Below are 20341 nucleotides of genomic sequence, written 5' to 3' on the forward strand. Positions count from 1 at the left end.
GGAGGTGGCAGCGCGAAGCGCTGACGGAGGGGCAAATGGCGCGAGGTCGCGGCCCCTCCACCATCGCCTGCGGCGACGGTCCCCCTCCCCACGGCTGCGCCGCAGGGAGGATATTCCTTTCTTCGTCATCCCGGACTTGATCCGGGATCCATCGCGGCGTTGAAGTCGTGGACCCCGGATCAAGTCCGGGGTGACGAGTGTCTGGAATCCACCCCAAATCCGCCATCGCCTTCGAAAAGGTCTTTCCTACATTATCCGGCTATGCCAGCCTTCGTCCGGCCCATTCATCCGGGGAACGAAAAGCGGTCGCTGCCCGGTTCGCGGGTTCAGCTCCTGTGGGCCTGCCGGGCGCGTCCAGCACACCGCGAAGTCCAAGCCCGGGTGCGCGTAAGGCTGAACTTTCCTGAACTTTGGCGACGGCCACGCGCCCTCGCGTCGGCCGCACAGCAGGGCTAGGCTGCCTGATCCGCCTCCGCTTCCTCGCGCGCCCGCTTCGCGGCCTGCCGCCGTTCGCGCAGCGCCTCGAGCACGCTCGACGCCTGCCGTCCACCGCCGGCAACGAACCGGTAGTCGCGGCCCGCCGCGATATCGCCCTCGCTGATCTGCATGTCGAGCCGTTCGGCGTCGAGCTGGCGCAGCGCGCTTTCGACATCCTCGATCTCGCGCGGTTCGACCTCGAGCTGGCGCAGCGCCATGAGCCCGAGCGCGATCGAGCTTTCGAACACCTCGCGCACCGCGCCCACGGCCCCGGAGCCCTCGATCGCAAGCAGCTGGCGGCGGTCGAACACCCGCGTCAGCACGCGGGCATTGGGAAAGGCCTCGACGATCGGCGCCAGCGCCGCCGCGTCGATCGTCCGGTCGTCGGTGCAGAAGACGATCAACCGCGCCTCCTCTGCTCCCGCACGCCGCAGCACGTCGATGCGCAGTCCGTCGCCGAAATAGACCTTGGTGTCGAAACGGCCCGACAGCTCGATCTGGCTCGGCTTCTTGTCGATCAGGGTCACCGAACAATCGACGGCATGGAGCATTTGGGCCACGATCTGGCCGAAGCGGCCATAGCCGATGACGATCGACGACCCGCGCGGGGCATTTTCGGGATCGTCGAGGTCGGTATCGACCCCCGGCGAGAATTCGAGGTTGCGCGCGAAGAGCATCAGGAACGGCGTCGTCACCATCGATAGCGTCACGACCGCGCTGAACAGGCTTGCCGCCTCGGGCGCGATCAACAGCGCGTCGGCCGCCTGGGTGAAGAGCAGGAAGCCGAATTCGCCGCCCTGGCTGAGCAACAGCCCGAGCCCGAGGCACATGCTCCACGGCTTGCCGAACGCGCGCACCAGCAGGGTGAGGACGACGACTTTCACGGCGACCAGCCCTGCCGCCAGCGCGATGACCTGAACCGGCTTCTGAAGCACGACATTGACGTCGAGCACCATGCCGACCGCGAGGAAGAAGAGCCCGAGCAGGACGAGGCGGAAGGGCTCGATATCGGCTTCGATCTCGTGCCGGTACGGAGAGTCCGCGAGCATCATCCCCGCGATGAACGCGCCAAGCGCGGTCGAAAGGTGCAGGCTGTGCATGAAGGCGGCGCTCGCGAGCACCGCGAGCAGCCCGACGACGACGAACAGCTCGCGCTCGCCATAGCGGCCGATCAGCCGCAGCAGCGGATTGACCAGGAAGCGCCCGACCAGCACCAGCACCGCGATCGCACCAACCGTATAAAGCCCCATCTGCCATCCCGGCGGCGCCGACGGATCGGCCGGCGCGCGCGACAGCGCAGCGATGATCGTGATCATCGGAACAATCGCAAGATCCTGGAACAGCAGGATCGAAAAGGCCTTCTCGCCGAAAGGCGAGTTGATCCGCCCCGAGCTCTTGAGGCTGGGGAGCACCTGCGCGGTCGACGACAGCGCGAGCGGCAGGCCGAGCGCGAGCGCCGCCTGCCAGCTGAACCCGAGCGTCAGCAGGATCAGCCCCGCCAGGATCAGCCCGGTGATCACCACCTGTGCCGACCCCAGCCCGAAGATCGCCTTGCGCATCTGCCACAGGCGGCGCGGATGGAGTTCGAGGCCCACGAGAAAGAGGAGGAAGGCGATGCCGATCTCGGCGAAGGCGAGCTTCGACTCGCCGCCGCCGACGAGGCCGAGCCCGTGCGGTCCGACCAGCGCGCCGGCGATCAGATAGCCGAGCACGGCGCCGAGCCCGAGGCGGCGGAAGATCAGCACGAGCAGCGTCGCAACCCCGAGCAGGATCGCGCCCTCGAACAGCGCGGTGTCGGTCGCGGTCTCCGAAGCCGATGCGGCAGCCTCGGCCGAGAGGAGGATCGGACTCATGCCGCTGCCGCCTGTCCTGTGAACGCCGCGACCGCGGCATCAAAGGGCAGCAGGATGGCGCCGTGCCGCGCAGGATAATCGCGCGCGGGTGCGAGCAAATCGAAGCCCGGCCAATCGGGCACGGCGCCCCCGTTCCCGAACCAGTTAGCGATCGCGTCACGGGCGGCGCGAATGTCGGCGAGCCCGCGCCCCACCGCATGGCGGGCAAGCAATGCCGCCGACGCCTGCCCGAGCGCGCAGGCTTCGACATGCATCCCGACGGCGGTCACATGACCCGCATCATCGGTATCGAGATCGAATATGATCGCGCTGCCGCACAGCGGCGCGCGCGCGGACACGCGGTGGCGCGGCGCCTCCAGCGGCGGGAAATCGGCGGTCGCGACGGCGAGCGACAAGATGTCGCGATTATAGAGCGGCGCGCTCATTTCGGCGCCGCTGCAGAGGCGCCTTCGGATTCGGCGGCGCGCGCTTCTGCGCGGCGGTCGGCGATCACCTTGCTCAGCGCCCCGCTGGTCGCGTTGAGCGCGGGATAGGTTCGGCTGTCGGTCATCCACGCCGGTTTCTGTGCATCGCCGTATCCGATGTCGTAGAGAAGCGTGACCAGCATGAAGCCGATGGTCGCGATCATCAACCCCTTCACCGCACCGAAGCCGGCCCCCAGCCCGCGGTCGAAGCCGCCGACGAGCGACGCGCGGCTGCGCTGGCCCATCGCACGCGATCCCCATTTGGCGACAGAGAACACCCCGCCGAACAGCAATACGAACGCCAGCACCGCCGCCCCGCCTTCGGTCCCGACCCACGCCTCGAGGAAATCGGTCACAAGGGGGTGGCCGAAACGCACCGCCGCGATCGCGAGCACCCAGGCGAGCAGGCTCGTCACCTCCTGCACCAGGCCGCGCATGAACCCGAGGATCGCGCTGCCGCCCACAAGGGTCAGCACGATGATATCCAGAGCCGTCAGACTTGCCATTCGCCGGTCGCTAGTCGCGCCCGAGCATCAGGTCAACGAGTTCGCCGAGTCGGCCGAAGCCGTTGACCCCGATGCCGTTCACCGGCTTCATCCCCTTCGGCCCCCAGCCTTTTGAAAAACCGAGCTTGGCGGCCTCGCGGAGGCGCAGCGCGTCGTGCGAAACGGGGCGCACCTCGCCCGACAGCGACAGCTCGCCGAAGACGATCGCGTCGGCGGGGACGGGCCGCTCGCTGAACGCCGAAATCAGCGCGGCGGCGACCGCGAGATCGGCGGCCGGATCGGTCAGCCGGTAGCCGCCCGCGATGTTGAGATAGACTTCGGCGCCGCCCATCTGCAGCCCGCAGCGCGCCTCGAGAACCGCGAGCACCATGGCGAGCCGCCCGCTGTCCCAGCCGACGACGGCGCGGCGCGGCGTCGCGCCGCTTGCCAGCCGCACGGTCAGCGCCTGCACCTCGACCAGCACTGGCCGTGTGCCCTCCAGGGCCGGAAACACGACCGACCCCGGGACGTCGCGGCTGCGGTCGGTCAGGAACAGGCTCGACGGGTTCGAGACCTCGCCCAGCCCCTCTTCGCCCATCGCGAACACCCCGATCTCGTCGGTGCCCCCGAAGCGGTTCTTCACCGCGCGGAGGATGCGATACTGGTGGCTGCGCTCGCCCTCGAACGCCAGCACGGTGTCGACCATATGTTCCAGCACCCGCGGCCCGGCAATCGTTCCGTCCTTGGTGACATGCCCGACGAGCACGATCGCGGCGCCGCTGTCCTTGGCGTAGCGGATCAGTTCCTGCGCGCTGGCGCGGACCTGACTCACCGTGCCGGGTGCACTGTCGATCAGGTCGCTGTGCATCGTCTGGATCGAATCGATCACGACAAAATCGCCGGTGCGGCTGTCGAGCGTCGCGAGGATGTCGCGCACCGACGTCGCACTGGCGAGCGCGACCGGCGCATCGCCGAGCCCCAGCCGCTGCGCCCGCAGCCGCACCTGCCCCGCGGCTTCCTCGCCGCTGATATAGACGACCGACTTGCCCGCCTTCGCGAGCCGTCCCGCCGCCTGCAAAAGCAACGTCGACTTGCCGATCCCCGGATCGCCGCCGATCAGCGTCGCCGATCCCGCGACGAACCCGCCGCCGAGCGCGCGGTCGAATTCGGCGATCCCGCACAGCATCCGCTCGGGCATCGGGCTATGCACGTCGAGCGTTTCGAGCGTCAGCGTCCGCCCGCCCCGGCTCAGGTCATGCTTCGCCGAAAAAGCCGTCTCGCCGGCCTCCTCGACGAGCGTGTTCCACTCGTTGCAATCGGCGCATTGCCCCTGCCACCGGTAGGACACCGATCCGCAATTCTGGCAGACATATTGACGTTTCGCTTTGGCCATGCGGTTTCGATTAGCCAGAACAAAGAATGAACGCCAGAAGATAATGACATCGTCATTGCGAGCGAAGCGAAGCAATCCAGGGCGGTTTACGCGACTCTGGATTGCTTCGCTTCGCTCGCAATGACGAGGAAAGGGTTATAGGGGATCGCCAGCATCCGAATCATCTTCCCATAAGGAACGCCAGCGCCATGAAATTCTTCGCCGACACCGCCGAAATCGCCGACATCCAGGAACTCGCCGCGACCGGCCTGCTCGACGGGGTCACCACCAACCCGTCGCTGATCGCCAAGTCGGGCCGCGATTTCAAGGAAGTGACAAAGGAAATCTGCGCCATCGTCGACGGCCCCGTCTCGGCCGAGGTCGTGGCGCTCGACCACGAAACGATGATGAAGGAGGCCGAAATCCTCCGCAAGATTGCCGACAATGTCTGCATCAAGGTGCCGCTGACGATCGACGGCCTCAAGACCTGCAAGGCGCTCACCAGCGACGGCACGATGGTCAATGTTACGCTCTGCTTCTCGGCCGCGCAGGCGCTGCTCGCGGCTAAGGCCGGCGCGACCTTCGTTTCGCCGTTCGTGGGCCGTCACGACGACAATGGCTTCGACGGGATGCAGCTGATCGCCGACATCCGGCTCATCTACGACAATTACGCCTATGAGACCGAGATCCTCGTCGCGAGCGTCCGCCACGGCATCCACGTTCTCGAAGCCGCGAAGATCGGCGCCGATGTGATGACCGCGCCTCCGTCGGTGATCAAGGGGCTGTTCAAGCATATCCTGACCGAAAAGGGCATCGAAGGCTTCCTCGCCGACTGGGCGAAGACCGGGCAGTCGATTTAATTCTGCGCAACCTATTATAACGGTGTGTCCCCGCGAAGGCGGGGATCCATCTTCTGTCGGTTCGAAGTGGCGCCGACCGGTGATGGGCTCCCGCCTTCGCGGGAGCACACCGCATATTTGCACAGCCACCCTTTCCAGTTGACGTAAACGTCAACCACCCGCGATACTCGCCCGAAAGGGAGAGATTCGCGATGACCGACACGACCATCCTCACGACACGCCAAGACCATATATTGATCGTCACGATCAACCGGCCCGAGGCGCGCAACGCGGTCAATGCCGCGGTCCATGTCGGCATCGGCACCGCGCTCGAAACCGCCGAGAACGACCCCGAAATCCGCGCCGTCGTGATTACTGGCGCGGGCGACAAGAGCTTCTGCGCAGGCGCCGACCTCGTCGCTCTGTCGCGCGGCGAAAGGCTCGCACCCGACGATCCGGCGCAGCAGGCGTGGGGCTTTGCGGGCATGGTGTCCCACCCGATCTCGAAGCCGATCATCGCCGCGGTCAACGGCTTCGCCTTTGGCGGCGGCTGCGAGATCGCGCTGATGAGCGACATCATCGTCGCGGCCGATCATGCGCAATTCGGCCTGCCCGAGGTGAAGGTCGGGCTGTTCGCTGCGGCGGGCGGCGCTTTCCGCCTTGCCCAGCAACTACCGCGCAAGCTCGCGATGGAATATATGCTGACCGGCGACCCGATCCCCGCCGCACGCGCCGCCGAATTCGGCCTCGTGAATCATGTGGTCCCGCTCGCCGAACTGATGCCGACCGCGCTGGCGCTCGCCGGGAAGATCGCCGCCAATGCGCCGCTGTCGGTGCAAGCATCGAAGCGCGTTGCGCTCGGGATTCACGATGGCCATATCCCGGCCGACGCGCCCTATTGGGAGCACAATAGCCGGGAACGCAGTGTGCTTATGCGCAGCGAAGACGCCCGCGAAGGCCCGCTCGCCTTCGCGCAGAAGCGCAAGCCCGAATGGAAGGCGCGCTGATATGAGCCTTGCCGATCCCGAGCGCATTCCTGTCATCATCGGCGTCGGGCAGGTCAACGACCGGCCCGACGATCCCGATCGGGGATTGGACTCGCTTGGCCTCATGATCGCGGCGCTGAACGTTGCGGCACAGGATGCCGGCGTCTCGCTGACCGAAATCGACAGTCTCGCGATCGTCGACCAGATCAGCTTCCACAGCCTCGGCAAGCTGCCCGAGCCGCTCGCCGCCGCGATCGGGGCGACCCCGGCAATCAACTACCAGTCGGCCGCGCCACACGGCGACACGCCGGTGCGCCTGCTCAACGAAGCCGCAAATCGCATCGGCGCGGGCGAGGTCAAGCTCGCCGCCATCGTCGGCGCCGAGGCGCTGCGCACCGCCGCCGGCCGCGCTGCCAAGGCGGCGACCGGCGAGGACAAGAGCTACAATGCGATCCGCAAGGTCGCGACGCGGCGCGAACCCAATTATGCGCAGAAGCACGGCCTTGCGGCGCCGGTCGACGTCTATCCGCTTTACGAAAATGCAACGCGCGCCGCATGGGGACAAAGCCTGACCGAGGCTCAGGCCGAGAGCGCGGAAATCTGGTCGCGCTTTTCGGAGATCGCGGCCGCCAACGACGGCGCATGGATTCGCAAACGCGCGACGCCCGATGACATCCTCCGCGTCGACGAGCGCAACCGCCCGATCGCCTTCCCCTATTCGAAGCTGATGGTCGCCAATTCGTCGGTCAATCAGGGCGCAGGCTTTCTGGTCGCCAGTCTGGCCGAGGCACGCCGCCGCGGGATCGCCGAGGACCGGCTGATCTATGTCGGGATGGGAGCGGCGGCGAAGGAGCCCGCAAGCATCCTCCACCGCGATCGCTACGACGGCAGCGTCAGCATGGAAACCTCAATCAACCGCACGCTCGAGCTGAATGGCATGTCGGTCGGCGATTTCGACTATGTCGAACTCTACAGCTGCTTTCCCTGCGTGCCCAAGATGGCGCGGCGCACGCTCGGCTGGCCGGTCGACAAACCCGCAACCGTGTTCGGCGGCCTGACTTTCGGCGGCGGCCCGATCGCCAATTATATGAGCCATGCGATCGTCTCGATGGTCGAGAAGCTGCGCAAAGAAGGCCGCTACGGTTTCCTTTTTGCCAATGGCGGCTTCGCGACCGACAATCACTGCATCGTGCTGGGCAGCGAGCCGATCGCGGCGGCGAGCTTCCCGCAGGATTTCGACTATCAGGCCGAGGCCGAGGCCAAACGCGGCCCGGTGCCCGATTTGGTCGAGGATTATGCCGGGCCGGCGACGATCGAGAGCTATACGGTATTTTACGGCCGCGATGGCGGCCCGAAGGCAGGCGTCGTCGTTGCCCGCACACCGGAAGGGCGACGCACGCTGGCGCACGTCGATGTCGGCGACGCCGCGATGCTGGCCTTCCTTACCGATGGCAAGGTCGAGCCCGTCGGTACGGCGGGGCATATCGTCGCGCTGGACGAAGGCTTCGGCTGGCGGGCAGCCTAACCTTCTCGTCATTGCGAGCGAAGCGAAGCAATCTCCAGCTATCGACCTAGCGCGACATCGATGGCTGGAGATTGCCGCGTCGCCTGCGGCTCCTCGCAATGACGGAGGTCTAAATCTCGAACGAAACCCCCTGCGCCAAAGGCAGCGTGTCCGAATAATTCACCGTGTTCGTCGCCCTCCGCATATATTGGCGCCACGCGTCCGAACCACTCTCGCGCCCGCCGCCGGTTTCCTTTTCACCCCCGAATGCGCCGCCGATCTCGGCGCCCGAGGTGCCCAGGTTGACGTTCGCGATACCGCAGTCGCTCGCGGCCAGAAACCGCTCGGCCTCGCGGATGTCGGTGGTGAAAATCGCCGACGATAACCCGGCCGCGACGTCATTGTGCAGCCGGATCGCCGCATCCAGATCGTCATAGCGCATGACGTAGAGGATCGGCGCGAAGGTTTCTTCGAGCACCGGTCCGACCTGGCCCGGCATTTCGACGAGCGCGGGCCGCACATAGAAGCTCGCGCCCTCGCCGACGCGCTCGCCGCCATGCACGACGCCGCCGGCTGCCTTTGCCGCGCCCAGCGCCTCCTGCATCATCTCGAACGCCGCGCGGTCGATCAGCGGGCCGACGAGCACCTCGCCCTCCAGCGGGTTGCCGACGCCAACGCTCGCATAGGCGGCCTTCAGCTTGGCGACGAAGCCGTCGTAGATGCTGTCGTGGAGGAACAGGCGCCGGGTCGTGGTGCAGCGCTGTCCCGCAGTCCCCATTGCTCCGAACGCCACGCCGCGCAGCGCGAGGTCGAGGTCGGCCGACGGCGCGACGATCACGCCGTTATTGCCGCCGAGTTCGAGGATCGCGCGTGCGAAACGCTGCGCGAGCCGCGGCGCGACCGCGCGGCCCATGCGCGTCGATCCCGTCGCCGACACCAGCGCGACGCGCGCGTCGTCGACCAGCGCCTCGCCCGCCTCGCGCCCGCCGATCAGCAATTGCGACAGCCCCGCGGGCGCATCGCCGAAGCGCGCCACTGCGCGCTCGAAAATCGCCTGCGTCGCGAGCGCGGTCAGCGGCGTCTTTTCCGACGGCTTCCAGACGACACTGTTGCCGCAGACGAGCGCCAAGGCCGCATTCCACGCCCACACCGCGACCGGGAAGTTGAACGCCGAAATCACCCCGACGACGCCGAGCGGATGCCAGACCTCCATCATCCGGTGCCCCGGCCGCTCGGTCGCGATGGTCAGACCATAGAGCTGGCGCGAGAGGCCGACCGCGAAGTCGCATATGTCGATCATCTCCTGCACCTCGCCCGCGCTTTCGGACGGAATCTTGCCCGCCTCGATCGTCACCAGCTTCGCGAGATCGTCCTTCGCGGCGCGGAGTTCTTCGCCGAACAGGCGGACGAGTTCGCCGCGGCGCGGCGCCGGGACGCCCCGCCACGCGCGGAACGCCGCGGTCGCCTGATCGAGCGCCGTGTCGATATCGGCGGCGGCGTCGATGCGCACCGACGCCACTTGCTCGCCGGTGAGCGGCGACAGCGACGGCATCGACCCTTCGGCCCACGCCGCACGGTCGACACCCAATGCGTCGAGCAGCCGCCCGACCTCTTCGCCTATCCCGGCCATAAACGATCCTTTCCAGGGGCGGCACCGCCCTTGCAGTTTGTGGCTCGCGGGTTATCGCAGCCGTCAGACGAGTCAAATCGAAAGCGGGAGAATCAAGCGTGTCCGATCTGCCCCCCTCCGAACCGCTGGTTCCCGTCCCCGCCGACGCCGCCGCGAACACGCATTGCACCGCCGCCGATTACGACCGGCTCTATCGACAGAGCGTCGACGATCCCGACGCCTTCTGGGCCGAGCAGGCGAAGCGCGTCGACTGGATCGCGCCGCCGACGACGATCGCCAACTGGTCCTACGACCCGGTGAGCATCAAATGGTTTGAGGACGGCGTCCTCAACCTCTGTCACAACGCCATCGACCGCCATGTCGCCGCAGGTCACGGGACACGCGCCGCGATCATCTTCGAGCCCGACGCCCCCGACGGCGAGACGCGCACGATCAGCTATGCCGCGCTGCTCGCCGACGTCATCCGGATGGCGAACACGCTGAAGAAGCTGGGCGTCCGGAAGGGCGACCGCGTCACCATCTACATGCCGATGATCCCCGAAGGCGCGGTGGCGATGCTCGCCTGCGCGCGCATCGGCGCGGTGCACAGCGTCGTCTTCGGCGGCTTCTCGCCCGAAGCGATCCACGGCCGGATCGAGGATTGCGCCAGCGACTGGGTGATCTGCGCCGATGAAGGATTGCGCGGCGGCAAGACCGTGCCGCTCAAGGCCAATGTCGACAAGGCGCTCGAGCGCATCGACGTGAAAGCCGTGCTCGTCATCGCGCACACCGGCGGCGACGTGAGCATGAAGGAAGGCCGCGACCATTGGTACGACGCGCTGTCCGCCGACGTCCCCGCCGATTGTCCGTGCGAACCGATGAACGCCGAAGATCCGCTGTTCATCCTCTACACCTCGGGATCGACCGGCAAGCCGAAGGGCGTGCTTCACACCGTCGGCGGCTACAGCGTCTGGACCGCGACGACCTTCTGGTACGGTTTCGACTATCGTCCGGGCGAAATCTTCTGGTGCAGCGCCGACATCGGCTGGGTCACCGGGCATAGCTATGTCGTCTATGGCCCGCTCCAGAACGGCGCGACGACGCTGATGTTCGAGGGGATTCCGAACTATCCCGACCACGACCGCTTCTGGCAGGTGGTCGACAAGCACAAGGTCAACATCCTCTACACCGCGCCCACCGCGATCCGCGCGCTGATGCGCGAGGGCGATGACTATGTGACACGCCACAACCTCAGCTCGATCCGCCTGCTCGGCAGCGTCGGCGAGCCGATCAACCCAGAGGCGTGGCGCTGGTATCACCAGATTGTCGGCAAGGGCCGCGTGCCGGTGATCGACACCTGGTGGCAGACCGAAACCGGCGGGATCATGATTACGACGCTTCCGGGCGCGCATCCGATGCAGCCGGGGAGCGCGGGCAAGCCCTTCTTCGGCATCCGCCCAGAACTCGTCGATGCCGAGGGTAACAAGCTCGTCTGCGAAGAAACGGGCGGCGCGGCCGAGGGAAACCTGTGCATCACGCACAGCTGGCCGGGTCAGGCGCGGACGATCTATGGCGACCATGGCCGCTTCGCCGAGACCTATTTCTCGACCTACAAGGGCAAATATTTCACCGGCGACGGCTGCCGCCGCGATACCGACGGCTATTGGCGGATCACCGGCCGCGTCGATGACGTGATCAACGTCTCGGGCCACCGTATGGGCACCGCCGAGGTCGAAAGCGCGCTGGTGTTGCACGATCTGGTCGCCGAGGCCGCGGTCGTCGGCTTCCCGCACGATATCAAGGGTCAGGGCATCTACGCCTATGTGACGCTCAACGCCGGGGTCGAACCGACCGCCGAGGTCGAGGCCGCATTGAAACAGCAGGTGCGCAAGGAAATCGGTCCGATCGCCACCCCCGACCATATCCACCTGACCCCCGGCCTGCCCAAGACGCGCTCGGGCAAGATCATGCGCCGCATCCTGCGCAAGATCGCCGAGAATGATTTCGGATCGCTGGGCGACACCTCGACCCTCGCCGACCCGAGCCTGGTCGACGGACTGATCGAAGGGCGGAAAAACCGCTGAGCCTTCGCCCTTCCCGCAAGCGGGAGGGGGATTTAGAAATGAAAGTCCGGCAATTCCGCCAGCGCGATCCCCAGCGCTTCGGCCCAGCCGTCGGCGACGCTTTCGAAATAGGGATCGTTGCGCTCGAAGCGCCGCTCGCGGACGGTCGTAAAGTCATCGCGCTCGTGGACCTTGAGATCGATCGGCAGATCGACGCCGGCATTGGCGCGGATCGTCGAATCGAACGAGACGCAAAGCAGCTTCACCGCATCCTCGAACGACATCGCAGGATCATAGGAGCGCACGATGATCGGGCGGCCGTATTTCGTCTCGCCGATCTGGAAGAAGGGATTGTCCTCGCCCGCCTCGATGAAATTGCCTTCGGGATAGACCAGGAACAGCCGCGGTTCGGCACCCTTGATCTGCCCGCCCACGATCAGCGAGGCGCGGAACAGCGACTCCGCCGCCGGTCCCTCGTCATTGTGGCGCATCACGATCTGGCGCAGCGTCTCGCCGACGATCGTCGCGACCGCGAACATCGACGGCGCAGCGAGGATCGAGGGATGGCGTTCCTCGGGAGCCTTGGTCCGCTCGTCGAGCAGGCTGACGACCGCCTGCGTCGTCGCGAGGTTGCCAGCCGACATCAGGGTGATCACGCGCTCGCCCGGCACATGCCAGCTGCGCATCTTGCGGACCTGCGAGATATCGTCGACGCCGGCATTGGTGCGGGTGTCCGACATGAACACCAGCCCCTTGTTCAAACGCATGCCAACGCAATAGGTCATCGAATCCCGTTTCCCCGCCCCGGTTTGAGTCCGCTTATTGCTGGACCTGCAATTGGACAACCAGATTTTCTTGCGCTGCACCATAGCGCATGCCGCGAACCGGGGCGGCGTCGCGATAGTCGAGCCCGGTTGCGACGCGGATATAGCGTCGGTCGGGCGAATGCCCGTTACTGACGTCGAAACCGATCCATCCGATATTGTCGAAATGCGCCTCGGCCCAAGCGTGCGTCGCATCCTGATGTGTGCGGTCGTTCATCATCAGATAGCCCGACACATAGCGCGCCGGATGGCCGAGCTGCCGCATCGCCGAAATGAAGATATGGGCGTGGTCCTGGCACACCCCGCCCTCGCCCGCGAGCGCCGCCTCGGCGGTCGTTTCGGCATCGGTCACGCCGATCCGGTACGGCAGTTTTTCGAGGATCAGCGCCGACAGCGCGTGCGCGCGCTCGATATCCGATGCAAAGTCGCGACCGAGCGACGACACCAGCGCGCGCACCCCGCGTCCCGGCCGCGTCAGCGGCGTGCGGCGCAGGAAACCCCACAGCGGCATCGGTCCGCGATGCGGCCCGATCACCCCGTCCCATGTTACCAGTTCGACCTCGCCGGTGCAGCGGATGACAAGCTCCCTCGCGCCGCCGTCGACCGCGATCAGGTCGACGCCGTTGCCGTGGTGGTCGGTATAGTGGAGCTGCTGGGTCCCGCCCTCGATCGCGATCGTCCAGTCGTGGATCAGTTGTTGCCCGGGCCGCTCCTTCGGCGTCAGCTTGACCTGCTGCAGCGCGTAGCGAACCGGGCCGTCATATTGATAATGGGTGGTATGTTCGACACGCAGTCTCATCGTCATTCCACAAAACGGTAGTCGCGCTCGATCTGCTGCGCGAGCGCGGCGTTGGCGCGAAGGAAGTCGGTGATGAATTCGTGCAGCCCGCCGTCGAAGATCGACCCGATCGGGCGCGACAGGCGTTCGCGGCACATCGACGAACCCATGCGGATCGCGTCGGTCTCCTCGCCATAGGCGCGCTGGAGCAGGCCGAGATTGTCGTTCATCTGGTCGCAGCAGAAGGCAAGACTGCGCGGCATCTGTTTGTAGAGGATCAGGAACTCGGCGATCTTGAGCGCGCTGATCTCGGTCCCGTAGAGCCAGTGATAGGCGCGGTGCGCCGAGACCGAGCGCAGGATCGTCTCCCACTGCACATTGTCGATCGAGCTGCCGATGTGCGCGACCGAGGGCAGCAGCAGATAATATTTGACGTCGAGGATGCGCGCGGTGTTGTCGGCGCGTTCGAGGAAGGTGCCGAGCCGCGCGAAATTATAGCCGTCGTTGCGCAGCATCGTGCCCGAAAATGCACCGCGCACCAGGGCATTATTCTGGCGGATCGCGGCGAGGACGTCAGGCAGATCGTCCTCGCGCACCTGCCGCTTGAGCAGCGCGCCCAGCGTCATCCAGCTGGTGTTCACGGCCTCCCACACCTCGCGCGTCAAATAGGTGCGCGCGGTGCGGGCATTGTCGCGCGCCCGCTTGACCACCGACAATATGCTGGACGGGTTCGCGGGATCGCGCAGCATGAAATCAACGACGCGCTGCGACATATAATCTTCGCCATGCGCCTGCCGGAAATAGCTGTCCTGCCCCGCGGTGACGAGAACCGAGCGCCATTCGGAGCGCGCGGTGCTCGACCGCGTCAGCGCGATGCGGAAGCCCGCGTCGATCAGCCGCGCATTATTCTCGCTGCGCTCGAGATAGCGCGCCATCCAGAAGAGCGATCCCGCGGTCTTGCCCAGCATCAGTCTTCCAATACCCAGGTATCTTTGGTGCCGCCGCCCTGGCTCGAGTTGACGACCAGCGACCCCTTGGTCATCGCGACGCGCGTCAGCCCGCCGGGGGTGATCGTGATCCCCTGCGGCGACATCAGCACGAAGGGCCGAAGGTCGACGTGCCGCGGCGCCAGTCCCGCCTTGGTGAAGATCGGGACGGTCGAGAGCGACAAGGTCGGCTGGGCGATATAGTTGCCGGGGTTCGCCTCCAGCTTTTTGCGGAACGCGGCCACCTCCTTCTTGCTCGCGGCCGGGCCGACAAGCATCCCGTACCCCCCCGAGCCATGGACTTCCTTGACGACCAGTTCGGGCAGCCGGTCGAGCACCTCCTTCAGATGATCGGGGTCGCTGCAGCGCCATGTCGGCACATTGGGCAGCAGCGCCTTTTCGCCCGTATAGAATTCGATGATGTCGGGCATGTAGCTGTAGAGCGCCTTGTCGTCGGCGATCCCGGTCCCCGGCGCATTGGCGATCGTGATCCCTCCCGCGCGATAGACGTCCCAGATGCCCGGCACGCCCAGCATCGAGTCGGGCCGGAAATTGAGCGGGTCGAGGAAATCGTCGTCGACGCGGCGATAGATGACGTCGATCGGCGTATAACCCTGCGTCGTGCGCATCGCGACGCGCCCGTCGACGACGCGCAGATCATGCCCCTCGACCAGTTCGGCGCCCATCTGGTCGGCGATGAAGCTGTGCTCGAAATAGGCGCTGTTGTGGATACCCGGGGTCAGCACCGCGACCGTCGGCGTGCCGTTGCACTTCGGCGGCGCGCAGGCCGAGAGCGACTTCAACAGGTTGAGCGGATAGTCGCCGACTTCGCGCACCGATATTTTGGCGAACAGCTCGGGAAACATCTGGAGCATCGTCTCGCGATTTTCGAGCATGTACGACACGCCCGATGGCGTCCGCGCATTATCCTCCAGGACGTAAAACTCGTTCGGCCCGGTGCGGACGATGTCGATGCCGCTGATATGCGTATAGACGCCGCCGGGCGGGTCCATTCCCATCATCATCGGCAGGAAGGCTTCGTTGCGCGAGATGAGATCGACCGGCACGCGGCCGGCGCGAAGGATTTCCTGCCGGTGGTAGATATCGTGGAGAAAGGCGTTGAGGGCGCGCACGCGCTGTTCGATCCCGCGCGACAGGCGGCGCCATTCGCCCGCCGAGATGATGCGCGGAACGACGTCGAACGGGATCAGCCGCTCGTCGGCCTCATCCTCGCCATAGACGTTGAAGGTAATGCCGGTGGTCCGGAAAAACGCCTCGGCCTGCTGCGCCTTGCGCTGGATGCGGGCCGCATCCTCACGATCGAACCAGTCATGATAATCGCGGTAGGGCGACCGGACCTCGCCCCCCTGTCCGGGACTTGCCTGTCCCGTCATCTCATCGAAAAAAGGAATGCCCCAACCCTTTCCACGCAACATGCCTTCGGTGCGGCCGCACGCGGTGCGCGGCCCCGGTCATCCCTGCCTGCTGCGTCGCTTGTAGGCTACGCGGCCGCCAAGCTTGTGCGACGATGCTAGCACTGACGCGCCGGAAGGCAAGAGCGCTGAAAGCCCTTAAAAACCAAAGAGCAGGCGCACCGCCACAAAGCCGACGAGCAGCGCGGTCAGTCGCCGGATCAGCGTCGCGGGCCCGGTCTTGACCGCGAGCTGGGTACCAGCCGCGCCGCCGACCAGCACCGCGACGAGCAGCGGCCACTGCCCGGCGACCGCGGCGATCATCTCGGCGCCCTTGCCCTTGATCAGCTGGCCGGTCAGCCCGAACAGACTGTTGACGAGGATGAACAGGCTGGCGGTTGCGGCGACACCGCGCGCCTCGGTCCAGCGGATGAGGTGGAGAATCGGCGCAAGGAAGATGCCGCCGCCGATGCCGACAATGCCGGCGAGATAGCCGATCGCCGCGGCGATCGGCAGCAGCAGCTTCGGTGACAATTCGACGGACTTGGCGGTCTGCGGCTGGACCAGCAGCGCGATCGCCGACGCGAGCAGCGTCACGCCGAGCAGAATGACGAGCACGCCCTGTTTCACCGGGGTCAGCCCGCCAAGAAAGGCGAGCGGCGCTGCGACGACGATCAGGGGAAGCGCCTTGGCCCACGGCATCAACCCTGCGCGCGCGAAGCGGATCGTCCCGCCGGTGACGACGACCACGTTGCACGCGAGGGTGATCGCCGGAACGAGCCCCACCGCGACACCACCCAAGAGCAGCAGCGCGGTATAGGTCGACCCGCCGCCGAAACCGACCGCGGCATACAGCAGGGCGGTGAGACCGAAGAGCGCAGCTAGCGTGGTCATCGCTCCGCTTTGCCGGCGGAAAACGCAGCCAGACCCGGCGCAGATATGGCCCCGACTTCGCTAGGCACCGCCCCTCGGCTCCGCTCGGGGAATCGGATCCCAAACTCCATGCAGGACTCTACAGCTGCCCGTGGCAATGCTTGTATTTGCGCCCCGACCCGCACGGGCACGGCGCGTTGCGGCTGATCTCGAGCGCGGCGTAGGGATTCTCCCCGTCGGGAAGGTCCGGGCGCGGCGCCTGCATCGGCGGCAGCGTGTTCGCGATCACCCCCAGCTGGCCGCCGTCGATATCGGCGCTGTCATCCTCGCCGGTGAACGGATCGATATGCGTGGTCAGGAAGTCGGGCAGTTCGGGAAGCGGCATCGCCTCGGGCTCCTGGAACTGGAAATCGATCCGGGCGACGGTGCGCGTCACATCTTCGCGGATATTCGAGAGCATCCGCTCGAACAGCGCGAAGGCTTCCTGCTTATATTCATTGATCGGCTGCTTTTGCGCATAGGCGCGCAGGAAGATTGCCTGACGCAGCGCGTCGAGCGTCGCGAGGTGGTCCTTCCAGTGATGATCGAGCGTCTGGAGCAGGATCGACTTTTCGACGCTGCGCCACGTTTCGGGTTCGACCTGCCCCGCCTTCTCGGCCGCGGCCGCGTCGGCCATTTGCTGAATGCGTTCCTCGAAGATTTCGGGGTCGACCGCGTCCTCCTGCATCCACGCGTCGATCGGCGGATTGAGGTCGAGCACGTCGGCGACGCGCGCCTTCATCGTCTCGATATCCCACTGCTCGGGATAGCTGCCCGGCGGGCAGGCGTCGGCGACGATCGCATTCACCGTCTCGGCGCGCATCGCCATCATCACTTCGTCGACGGTCTCGCTGTCGATGATCTCGCCGCGCTGTTCATAGATGACCTTGCGCTGGTCGTTCATGACGTTGTCATATTCGACGACCTGCTTGCGGATGTCGTAGTTGCGCGCCTCCACCTTCTTCTGCGCGGTCTCGATCGCCTTCGACAACCACTTCGATCCGATGGCCTCGCCATCCTCCAGATTCTTGTTCATCATCTTGGCGAACAACGTGTCCGGCCCGAAGATGCGCAGCAGGTCGTCGTCGAGGCAGAGATAGAATTTCGACAGGCCGGGGTCGCCCTGACGCCCCGACCGCCCGCGCAGCTGGTTGTCGATACGGCGGCTTTCGTGGCGCTCGGTAGCGAGCACGAACAGCCCGCCCGCGGCGCGCACGGCTTCGCGTTCGGCCGCGACCTCGTCGCGGATGCGCTGCTCGGCCGCCTCGCGCTCGGGGCCCGCCGGCATGTCCTTCAGCTCATCCTCGATACGGAACTCTTCGTTCCCGCCGAGTTTGATGTCGGTGCCGCGGCCCGCCATGTTGGTTGCGATGGTGACCGCGCCGGTGCGGCCCGCCTGCGCGACGATATGCGCCTCGCTTTCGTGGAAACGCGCATTGAGCACGCTGTGCGCCACGCCTTCCTTTTCGAGGAAGGACGACAGCAGCTCCGACTTCTCGATCGACACCGTGCCGACGAGCACCGGCTGGCCGCGCTCCTGCGCCTGGCGGATCGTCTTGGCGATCGCGCCGAACTTGTCGGTGATATTCTTGTAGAATTCGTCCTCCTCGTCCTGCCGCGCGATCGGGCGATTGGTCGGGATGGTAACGACGTTCATCTTGTAGATGTCGAAGAATTCGGCCGCTTCGGTCGCCGCGGTGCCGGTCATGCCGCTGAGCTTCGGATACATGCGGAAATAGTTCTGGAAGGTGATCGACGCGAGCGTCTGGTTCTCGGGCTCGATCTGCACGCCTTCCTTGGCCTCGACCGCCTGGTGCAGGCCGTCGGACCAGCGGCGGCCGTCCATCATGCGGCCGGTGAACTCGTCGATGATGACGACCTTGCCGTCCTTCACGATATAATCGATGTCCAGCTTGAACATCTGGATCGCCTTCAGCGCCTGGTTGACGTGATGCACGACCTGCGTGTTCTCGATGTCGTAGAGGTTGCTGCCCTGCAGCAGGCCCGCGGCTTCGAGCAGCCGTTCGACATGCTCGGTGCCTTCCTCGGTCAGGCTGATCGATTTGGACTTTTCGTCCTTCTCATAATCCTCCTCGACGAGCTGATGCACGACCTCGTTGACGCGGACGTACATCTCCGACTTGTCGTCGGTCGGGCCCGAGATGATCAGCGGCGTCCGCGCCTCGTCGATCAGGATCGAGTCGACCTCGTCGACGATGGCGAAGTTGAATTCGCGGTGGACCATCTGCTGGCGGTCGAACTTCATATTGTCGCGGAGGTAATCGAACCCCAGCTCGTTGTTCGTCGCGTAGGTGATGTCGCTGTTATAGGCCTCGCGGCGCTGCGTCTCGTTGAGGTTGGGGACGATGATCCCGGTCGTGAGACCGAGGAAGCTGTACACGATGCCCATCCATTCGGCGTCGCGGCGTGCCAGATAGTCGTTGACGGTCACGACATGGACGCCCTTGCCCTCGAGCGCGTTGAGATAGCAGGGCAGCGTCGCCATCAGCGTCTTGCCCTCGCCCGTCGCCATCTCGGCGATCTCGCCGCGGTGGAGGACGATGCCGCCGATCATCTGCACGTCGAAGTGACGCATGCCGAGCGTGCGCTTCGCCGCTTCGCGCACCGTCGCAAAGGCTTCGGGCAGGATGTCGTCGAGCGTCTCGCCGGCCTCGAGGCGGTCGCGGAATTTTTGCGTCTGCGCCCTCAGATTCTCGTCGCTCAGCGCTTCGAGTTCGGGTTCGAATGCGTTGATTTTGGCGACGATCTTGCGGATCGAGGCGACATAACGGTCGTTGGACGAGCCGAACAGGCTCTTGGCAAGGCTGCCGAACATAATGGATTTCCTTGGAATTCTATGGCTTCAGCGCAGTTTCAAACCGCACGCGAATGATATGCGAAGACCCCCGCGCGAGCGGAGGCGAAGCCCGAAAGGGCGTCGGCAGCCAATACTATTCGAGCGCGCGGTCGCTGCCGGTGAGGAGGCCGGGAAGGTGCGGCGGGCCCGCCTTACGCGGCTTGCCGCCACCGCCCCCGCTGCTGGTGCGGCGGGTCGGCGTGGTCGCGGTGGGGCGACGTTCGCTGTCGCTGGCATCGGCCTTGCCCGCGCTTTCGGCGAGCATGACGAGCGACCCCATCGCCGCCGGAACGGCAGGCGCAGCCATCGCCCGGTCCGCACTCGCGAAGCCGGTGAGCAAAGCCAAAAGGGTCAGCAAAAGCCGCAAGAATCGCCCCTCTAAACGTCCGGAGCCCGGATTATTGCGCCCCGTTCCCTGAACATAGGGTGAAAACGGACCGGCGTCTAGAGTCGGGATCCATTAATTCCACGCTCGAGGCACCGGTTCCGGAGCGGAATTTCCGACCGTCGCGCTATGGAGACGCATTGCGCCGACGGCTTGATGGGCGGCCCAAAAGCCAGACGGGTAAACGGGGCGCGGGGCTGTCATGCCTTCCGGGCATCGCGGCCCGGATTTCAAAGTTCAGGAAAGTTCAGCCCATTGTGCGCCCGTTTGTTGCCCGCAGGGCTGCCGAACGGATCGCACCCGCCTCCCCGCAACTTCACCCGCAAGCCGGGCCGAGACCGCTTTTTTCCCCACCGGATGAAAGCTGGCACAGCAGGATAATGTAGGAAAGGCTTATTTGAGGGTGGTCTCTGCTTTTGGGTGGAGAGCGGACGCCCCCAAGTCCGTCATGCTGGAAATGTCGTGCTTCGGCCGTTTTCAAACCTTCGTCATTCCGGACTCGATCCGGAATCCATTTTTCCAGCGCTGCGCGAAT

The 20341-nt window shown here is 65.6% G+C and carries 17 protein-coding genes; 4 read left to right on the forward strand and 13 right to left on the reverse strand.

Going from position 1 to position 20341, the window contains the following annotated elements; all coding sequences use genetic code 11:
* Positions 1 to 452: 452 nt before the first annotated feature.
* Genes J1N50_RS15145 through radA form a run of 4 tightly spaced genes read right to left on the reverse strand, consistent with a single transcriptional unit; the run spans position 453 to position 4672 of the window.
* Positions 453 to 2330 (reverse strand): cation:proton antiporter domain-containing protein, encoded by a 1878-nt coding sequence (locus tag J1N50_RS15145; RefSeq protein WP_215355186.1) that lies wholly within the window; start codon positions 2328 to 2330, stop codon positions 453 to 455.
* On the reverse strand, positions 2327 to 2755 hold the full coding sequence (locus tag J1N50_RS15150; RefSeq protein ID WP_215355188.1) for an iron-sulfur cluster assembly scaffold protein: 429 nt from the start codon (positions 2753 to 2755) through the stop codon (positions 2327 to 2329). The genes J1N50_RS15145 and J1N50_RS15150 overlap by 4 nt, the downstream gene beginning before the upstream one ends.
* Positions 2752 to 3300 (reverse strand): CvpA family protein, encoded by a 549-nt coding sequence (locus J1N50_RS15155; RefSeq protein ID WP_215355190.1) that lies wholly within the window; start codon positions 3298 to 3300, stop codon positions 2752 to 2754. Before J1N50_RS15155 ends, J1N50_RS15150 begins: the two co-directional genes overlap by 4 nt.
* Positions 3301 to 3310: 10 nt before the next feature.
* Positions 3311 to 4672 (reverse strand): DNA repair protein RadA, encoded by a 1362-nt coding sequence (radA, locus tag J1N50_RS15160; protein ID WP_215355192.1) that lies wholly within the window; start codon positions 4670 to 4672, stop codon positions 3311 to 3313.
* Between the two features lie 188 nt (positions 4673 to 4860).
* On the opposite strand from radA, the gene fsa reads away from it, so the two are divergent.
* The 3 genes from fsa to J1N50_RS15175 all read left to right on the forward strand — a co-directional run bounded on the left by fsa (position 4861) and on the right by J1N50_RS15175 (position 8001).
* Positions 4861 to 5511: a fructose-6-phosphate aldolase gene (gene fsa / locus J1N50_RS15165; protein WP_215355195.1), complete on the forward strand. Its 651-nt coding sequence runs from the start codon at positions 4861 to 4863 to the stop codon at positions 5509 to 5511.
* 191 nt (positions 5512 to 5702) lie between these two features.
* On the forward strand, positions 5703 to 6497 hold the full coding sequence (locus J1N50_RS15170; protein WP_215355197.1) for an enoyl-CoA hydratase-related protein: 795 nt from the start codon (positions 5703 to 5705) through the stop codon (positions 6495 to 6497).
* Position 6498: 1 nt separating this feature from the next.
* Positions 6499 to 8001, forward strand: coding sequence for an acetyl-CoA acetyltransferase (locus J1N50_RS15175; RefSeq protein WP_215355199.1), 1503 nt, complete (start codon positions 6499 to 6501; stop codon positions 7999 to 8001).
* A 109-nt stretch (positions 8002 to 8110) separates the two neighbouring features.
* On the opposite strand, the gene amaB is transcribed toward J1N50_RS15175, so the two are convergent.
* The gene (gene amaB, locus J1N50_RS15180; protein ID WP_215355201.1) at positions 8111 to 9610 is read right to left on the reverse strand and encodes an L-piperidine-6-carboxylate dehydrogenase; all 1500 of its coding nucleotides are present in this window, start codon (positions 9608 to 9610) and stop codon (positions 8111 to 8113) included.
* Between the two features lie 98 nt (positions 9611 to 9708).
* Here amaB and acs point away from each other — a divergent pair, with 98 nt between their 5' ends.
* Positions 9709 to 11673 (forward strand): acetate--CoA ligase, encoded by a 1965-nt coding sequence (acs, locus tag J1N50_RS15185; RefSeq protein ID WP_215355203.1) that lies wholly within the window; start codon positions 9709 to 9711, stop codon positions 11671 to 11673.
* A 32-nt stretch (positions 11674 to 11705) separates the two neighbouring features.
* Here the strand turns inward: acs and J1N50_RS15190 are convergent, their stop codons facing one another.
* From J1N50_RS15190 to J1N50_RS15225, 8 genes are all read right to left on the reverse strand, one after another.
* Positions 11706 to 12437 carry a proteasome-type protease gene (locus J1N50_RS15190; RefSeq protein ID WP_215355205.1) on the reverse strand — a complete coding sequence of 244 codons (732 nt, stop codon included), beginning with the start codon at positions 12435 to 12437 and terminating at the stop codon, positions 11706 to 11708.
* A gap of 34 nt (positions 12438 to 12471) precedes the next feature.
* Complete coding sequence (locus tag J1N50_RS15195; RefSeq protein ID WP_215355207.1) at positions 12472 to 13275, reverse strand: transglutaminase family protein; 804 nt, start codon at positions 13273 to 13275, stop codon at positions 12472 to 12474.
* A gap of 2 nt (positions 13276 to 13277) precedes the next feature.
* Positions 13278 to 14222, reverse strand: a complete 945-nt coding sequence (locus J1N50_RS15200) for an alpha-E domain-containing protein (protein ID WP_215355209.1) — start codon at positions 14220 to 14222, stop codon at positions 13278 to 13280.
* Positions 14222 to 15634, reverse strand: a complete 1413-nt coding sequence (locus tag J1N50_RS15205) for a circularly permuted type 2 ATP-grasp protein (protein ID WP_215355212.1) — start codon at positions 15632 to 15634, stop codon at positions 14222 to 14224. The genes J1N50_RS15200 and J1N50_RS15205 overlap by 1 nt, the downstream gene beginning before the upstream one ends.
* Positions 15635 to 15811: 177 nt before the next feature.
* Positions 15812 to 16546, reverse strand: a complete 735-nt coding sequence (locus J1N50_RS15210) for a sulfite exporter TauE/SafE family protein (RefSeq protein ID WP_215355214.1) — start codon at positions 16544 to 16546, stop codon at positions 15812 to 15814.
* A gap of 118 nt (positions 16547 to 16664) precedes the next feature.
* Positions 16665 to 19400: a preprotein translocase subunit SecA gene (gene secA, locus J1N50_RS15215; protein WP_215355217.1), complete on the reverse strand. Its 2736-nt coding sequence runs from the start codon at positions 19398 to 19400 to the stop codon at positions 16665 to 16667.
* A 115-nt stretch (positions 19401 to 19515) separates the two neighbouring features.
* Positions 19516 to 19728, reverse strand: a complete 213-nt coding sequence (locus J1N50_RS15220; RefSeq protein WP_246553594.1) for a hypothetical protein — start codon at positions 19726 to 19728, stop codon at positions 19516 to 19518.
* A gap of 394 nt (positions 19729 to 20122) precedes the next feature.
* On the reverse strand, positions 20123 to 20341 hold a 219-nt coding region (locus J1N50_RS15225), incomplete at its 5' end, for a hypothetical protein (protein WP_215355219.1).

The sequence above is a fragment of the Sphingopyxis soli genome, from assembly GCF_018682675.1.
In the GTDB taxonomy this organism is placed as follows: Bacteria; Pseudomonadota; Alphaproteobacteria; order Sphingomonadales; family Sphingomonadaceae; genus Sphingopyxis; species Sphingopyxis soli.

Excerpts from the sequence above, each read along its gene's own strand:
- radA (WP_215355192.1), bottom strand. The coding sequence starts at position 4,672 with ATGGCCAAAGCGAAACGTCAATATGTCTGCCAGAATTGCGGATCGGTG.
- J1N50_RS15170 (WP_215355197.1), top strand. The coding sequence starts at position 5,703 with ATGACCGACACGACCATCCTCACGACACGCCAAGACCATATATTGATC.
- J1N50_RS15210 (WP_215355214.1), bottom strand. The coding sequence starts at position 16,546 with ATGACCACGCTAGCTGCGCTCTTCGGTCTCACCGCCCTGCTGTATGCC.
- J1N50_RS15200 (WP_215355209.1), bottom strand. The coding sequence starts at position 14,222 with ATGCTGGGCAAGACCGCGGGATCGCTCTTCTGGATGGCGCGCTATCTC.
- J1N50_RS15150 (WP_215355188.1), bottom strand. The coding sequence starts at position 2,755 with ATGAGCGCGCCGCTCTATAATCGCGACATCTTGTCGCTCGCCGTCGCG.
- J1N50_RS15155 (WP_215355190.1), bottom strand. The coding sequence starts at position 3,300 with ATGGCAAGTCTGACGGCTCTGGATATCATCGTGCTGACCCTTGTGGGC.
- fsa (WP_215355195.1), top strand. The coding sequence starts at position 4,861 with ATGAAATTCTTCGCCGACACCGCCGAAATCGCCGACATCCAGGAACTC.
- J1N50_RS15145 (WP_215355186.1), bottom strand. The coding sequence starts at position 2,330 with ATGAGTCCGATCCTCCTCTCGGCCGAGGCTGCCGCATCGGCTTCGGAG.
- secA (WP_215355217.1), bottom strand. The coding sequence starts at position 19,400 with ATGTTCGGCAGCCTTGCCAAGAGCCTGTTCGGCTCGTCCAACGACCGT.
- J1N50_RS15175 (WP_215355199.1), top strand. The coding sequence starts at position 6,499 with ATGAGCCTTGCCGATCCCGAGCGCATTCCTGTCATCATCGGCGTCGGG.
- amaB (WP_215355201.1), bottom strand. The coding sequence starts at position 9,610 with ATGGCCGGGATAGGCGAAGAGGTCGGGCGGCTGCTCGACGCATTGGGT.
- J1N50_RS15220 (WP_246553594.1), bottom strand. The coding sequence starts at position 19,728 with ATGGCTGCGCCTGCCGTTCCGGCGGCGATGGGGTCGCTCGTCATGCTC.
- J1N50_RS15205 (WP_215355212.1), bottom strand. The coding sequence starts at position 15,634 with ATGACGGGACAGGCAAGTCCCGGACAGGGGGGCGAGGTCCGGTCGCCC.
- J1N50_RS15190 (WP_215355205.1), bottom strand. The coding sequence starts at position 12,437 with ATGACCTATTGCGTTGGCATGCGTTTGAACAAGGGGCTGGTGTTCATG.
- J1N50_RS15195 (WP_215355207.1), bottom strand. The coding sequence starts at position 13,275 with ATGAGACTGCGTGTCGAACATACCACCCATTATCAATATGACGGCCCG.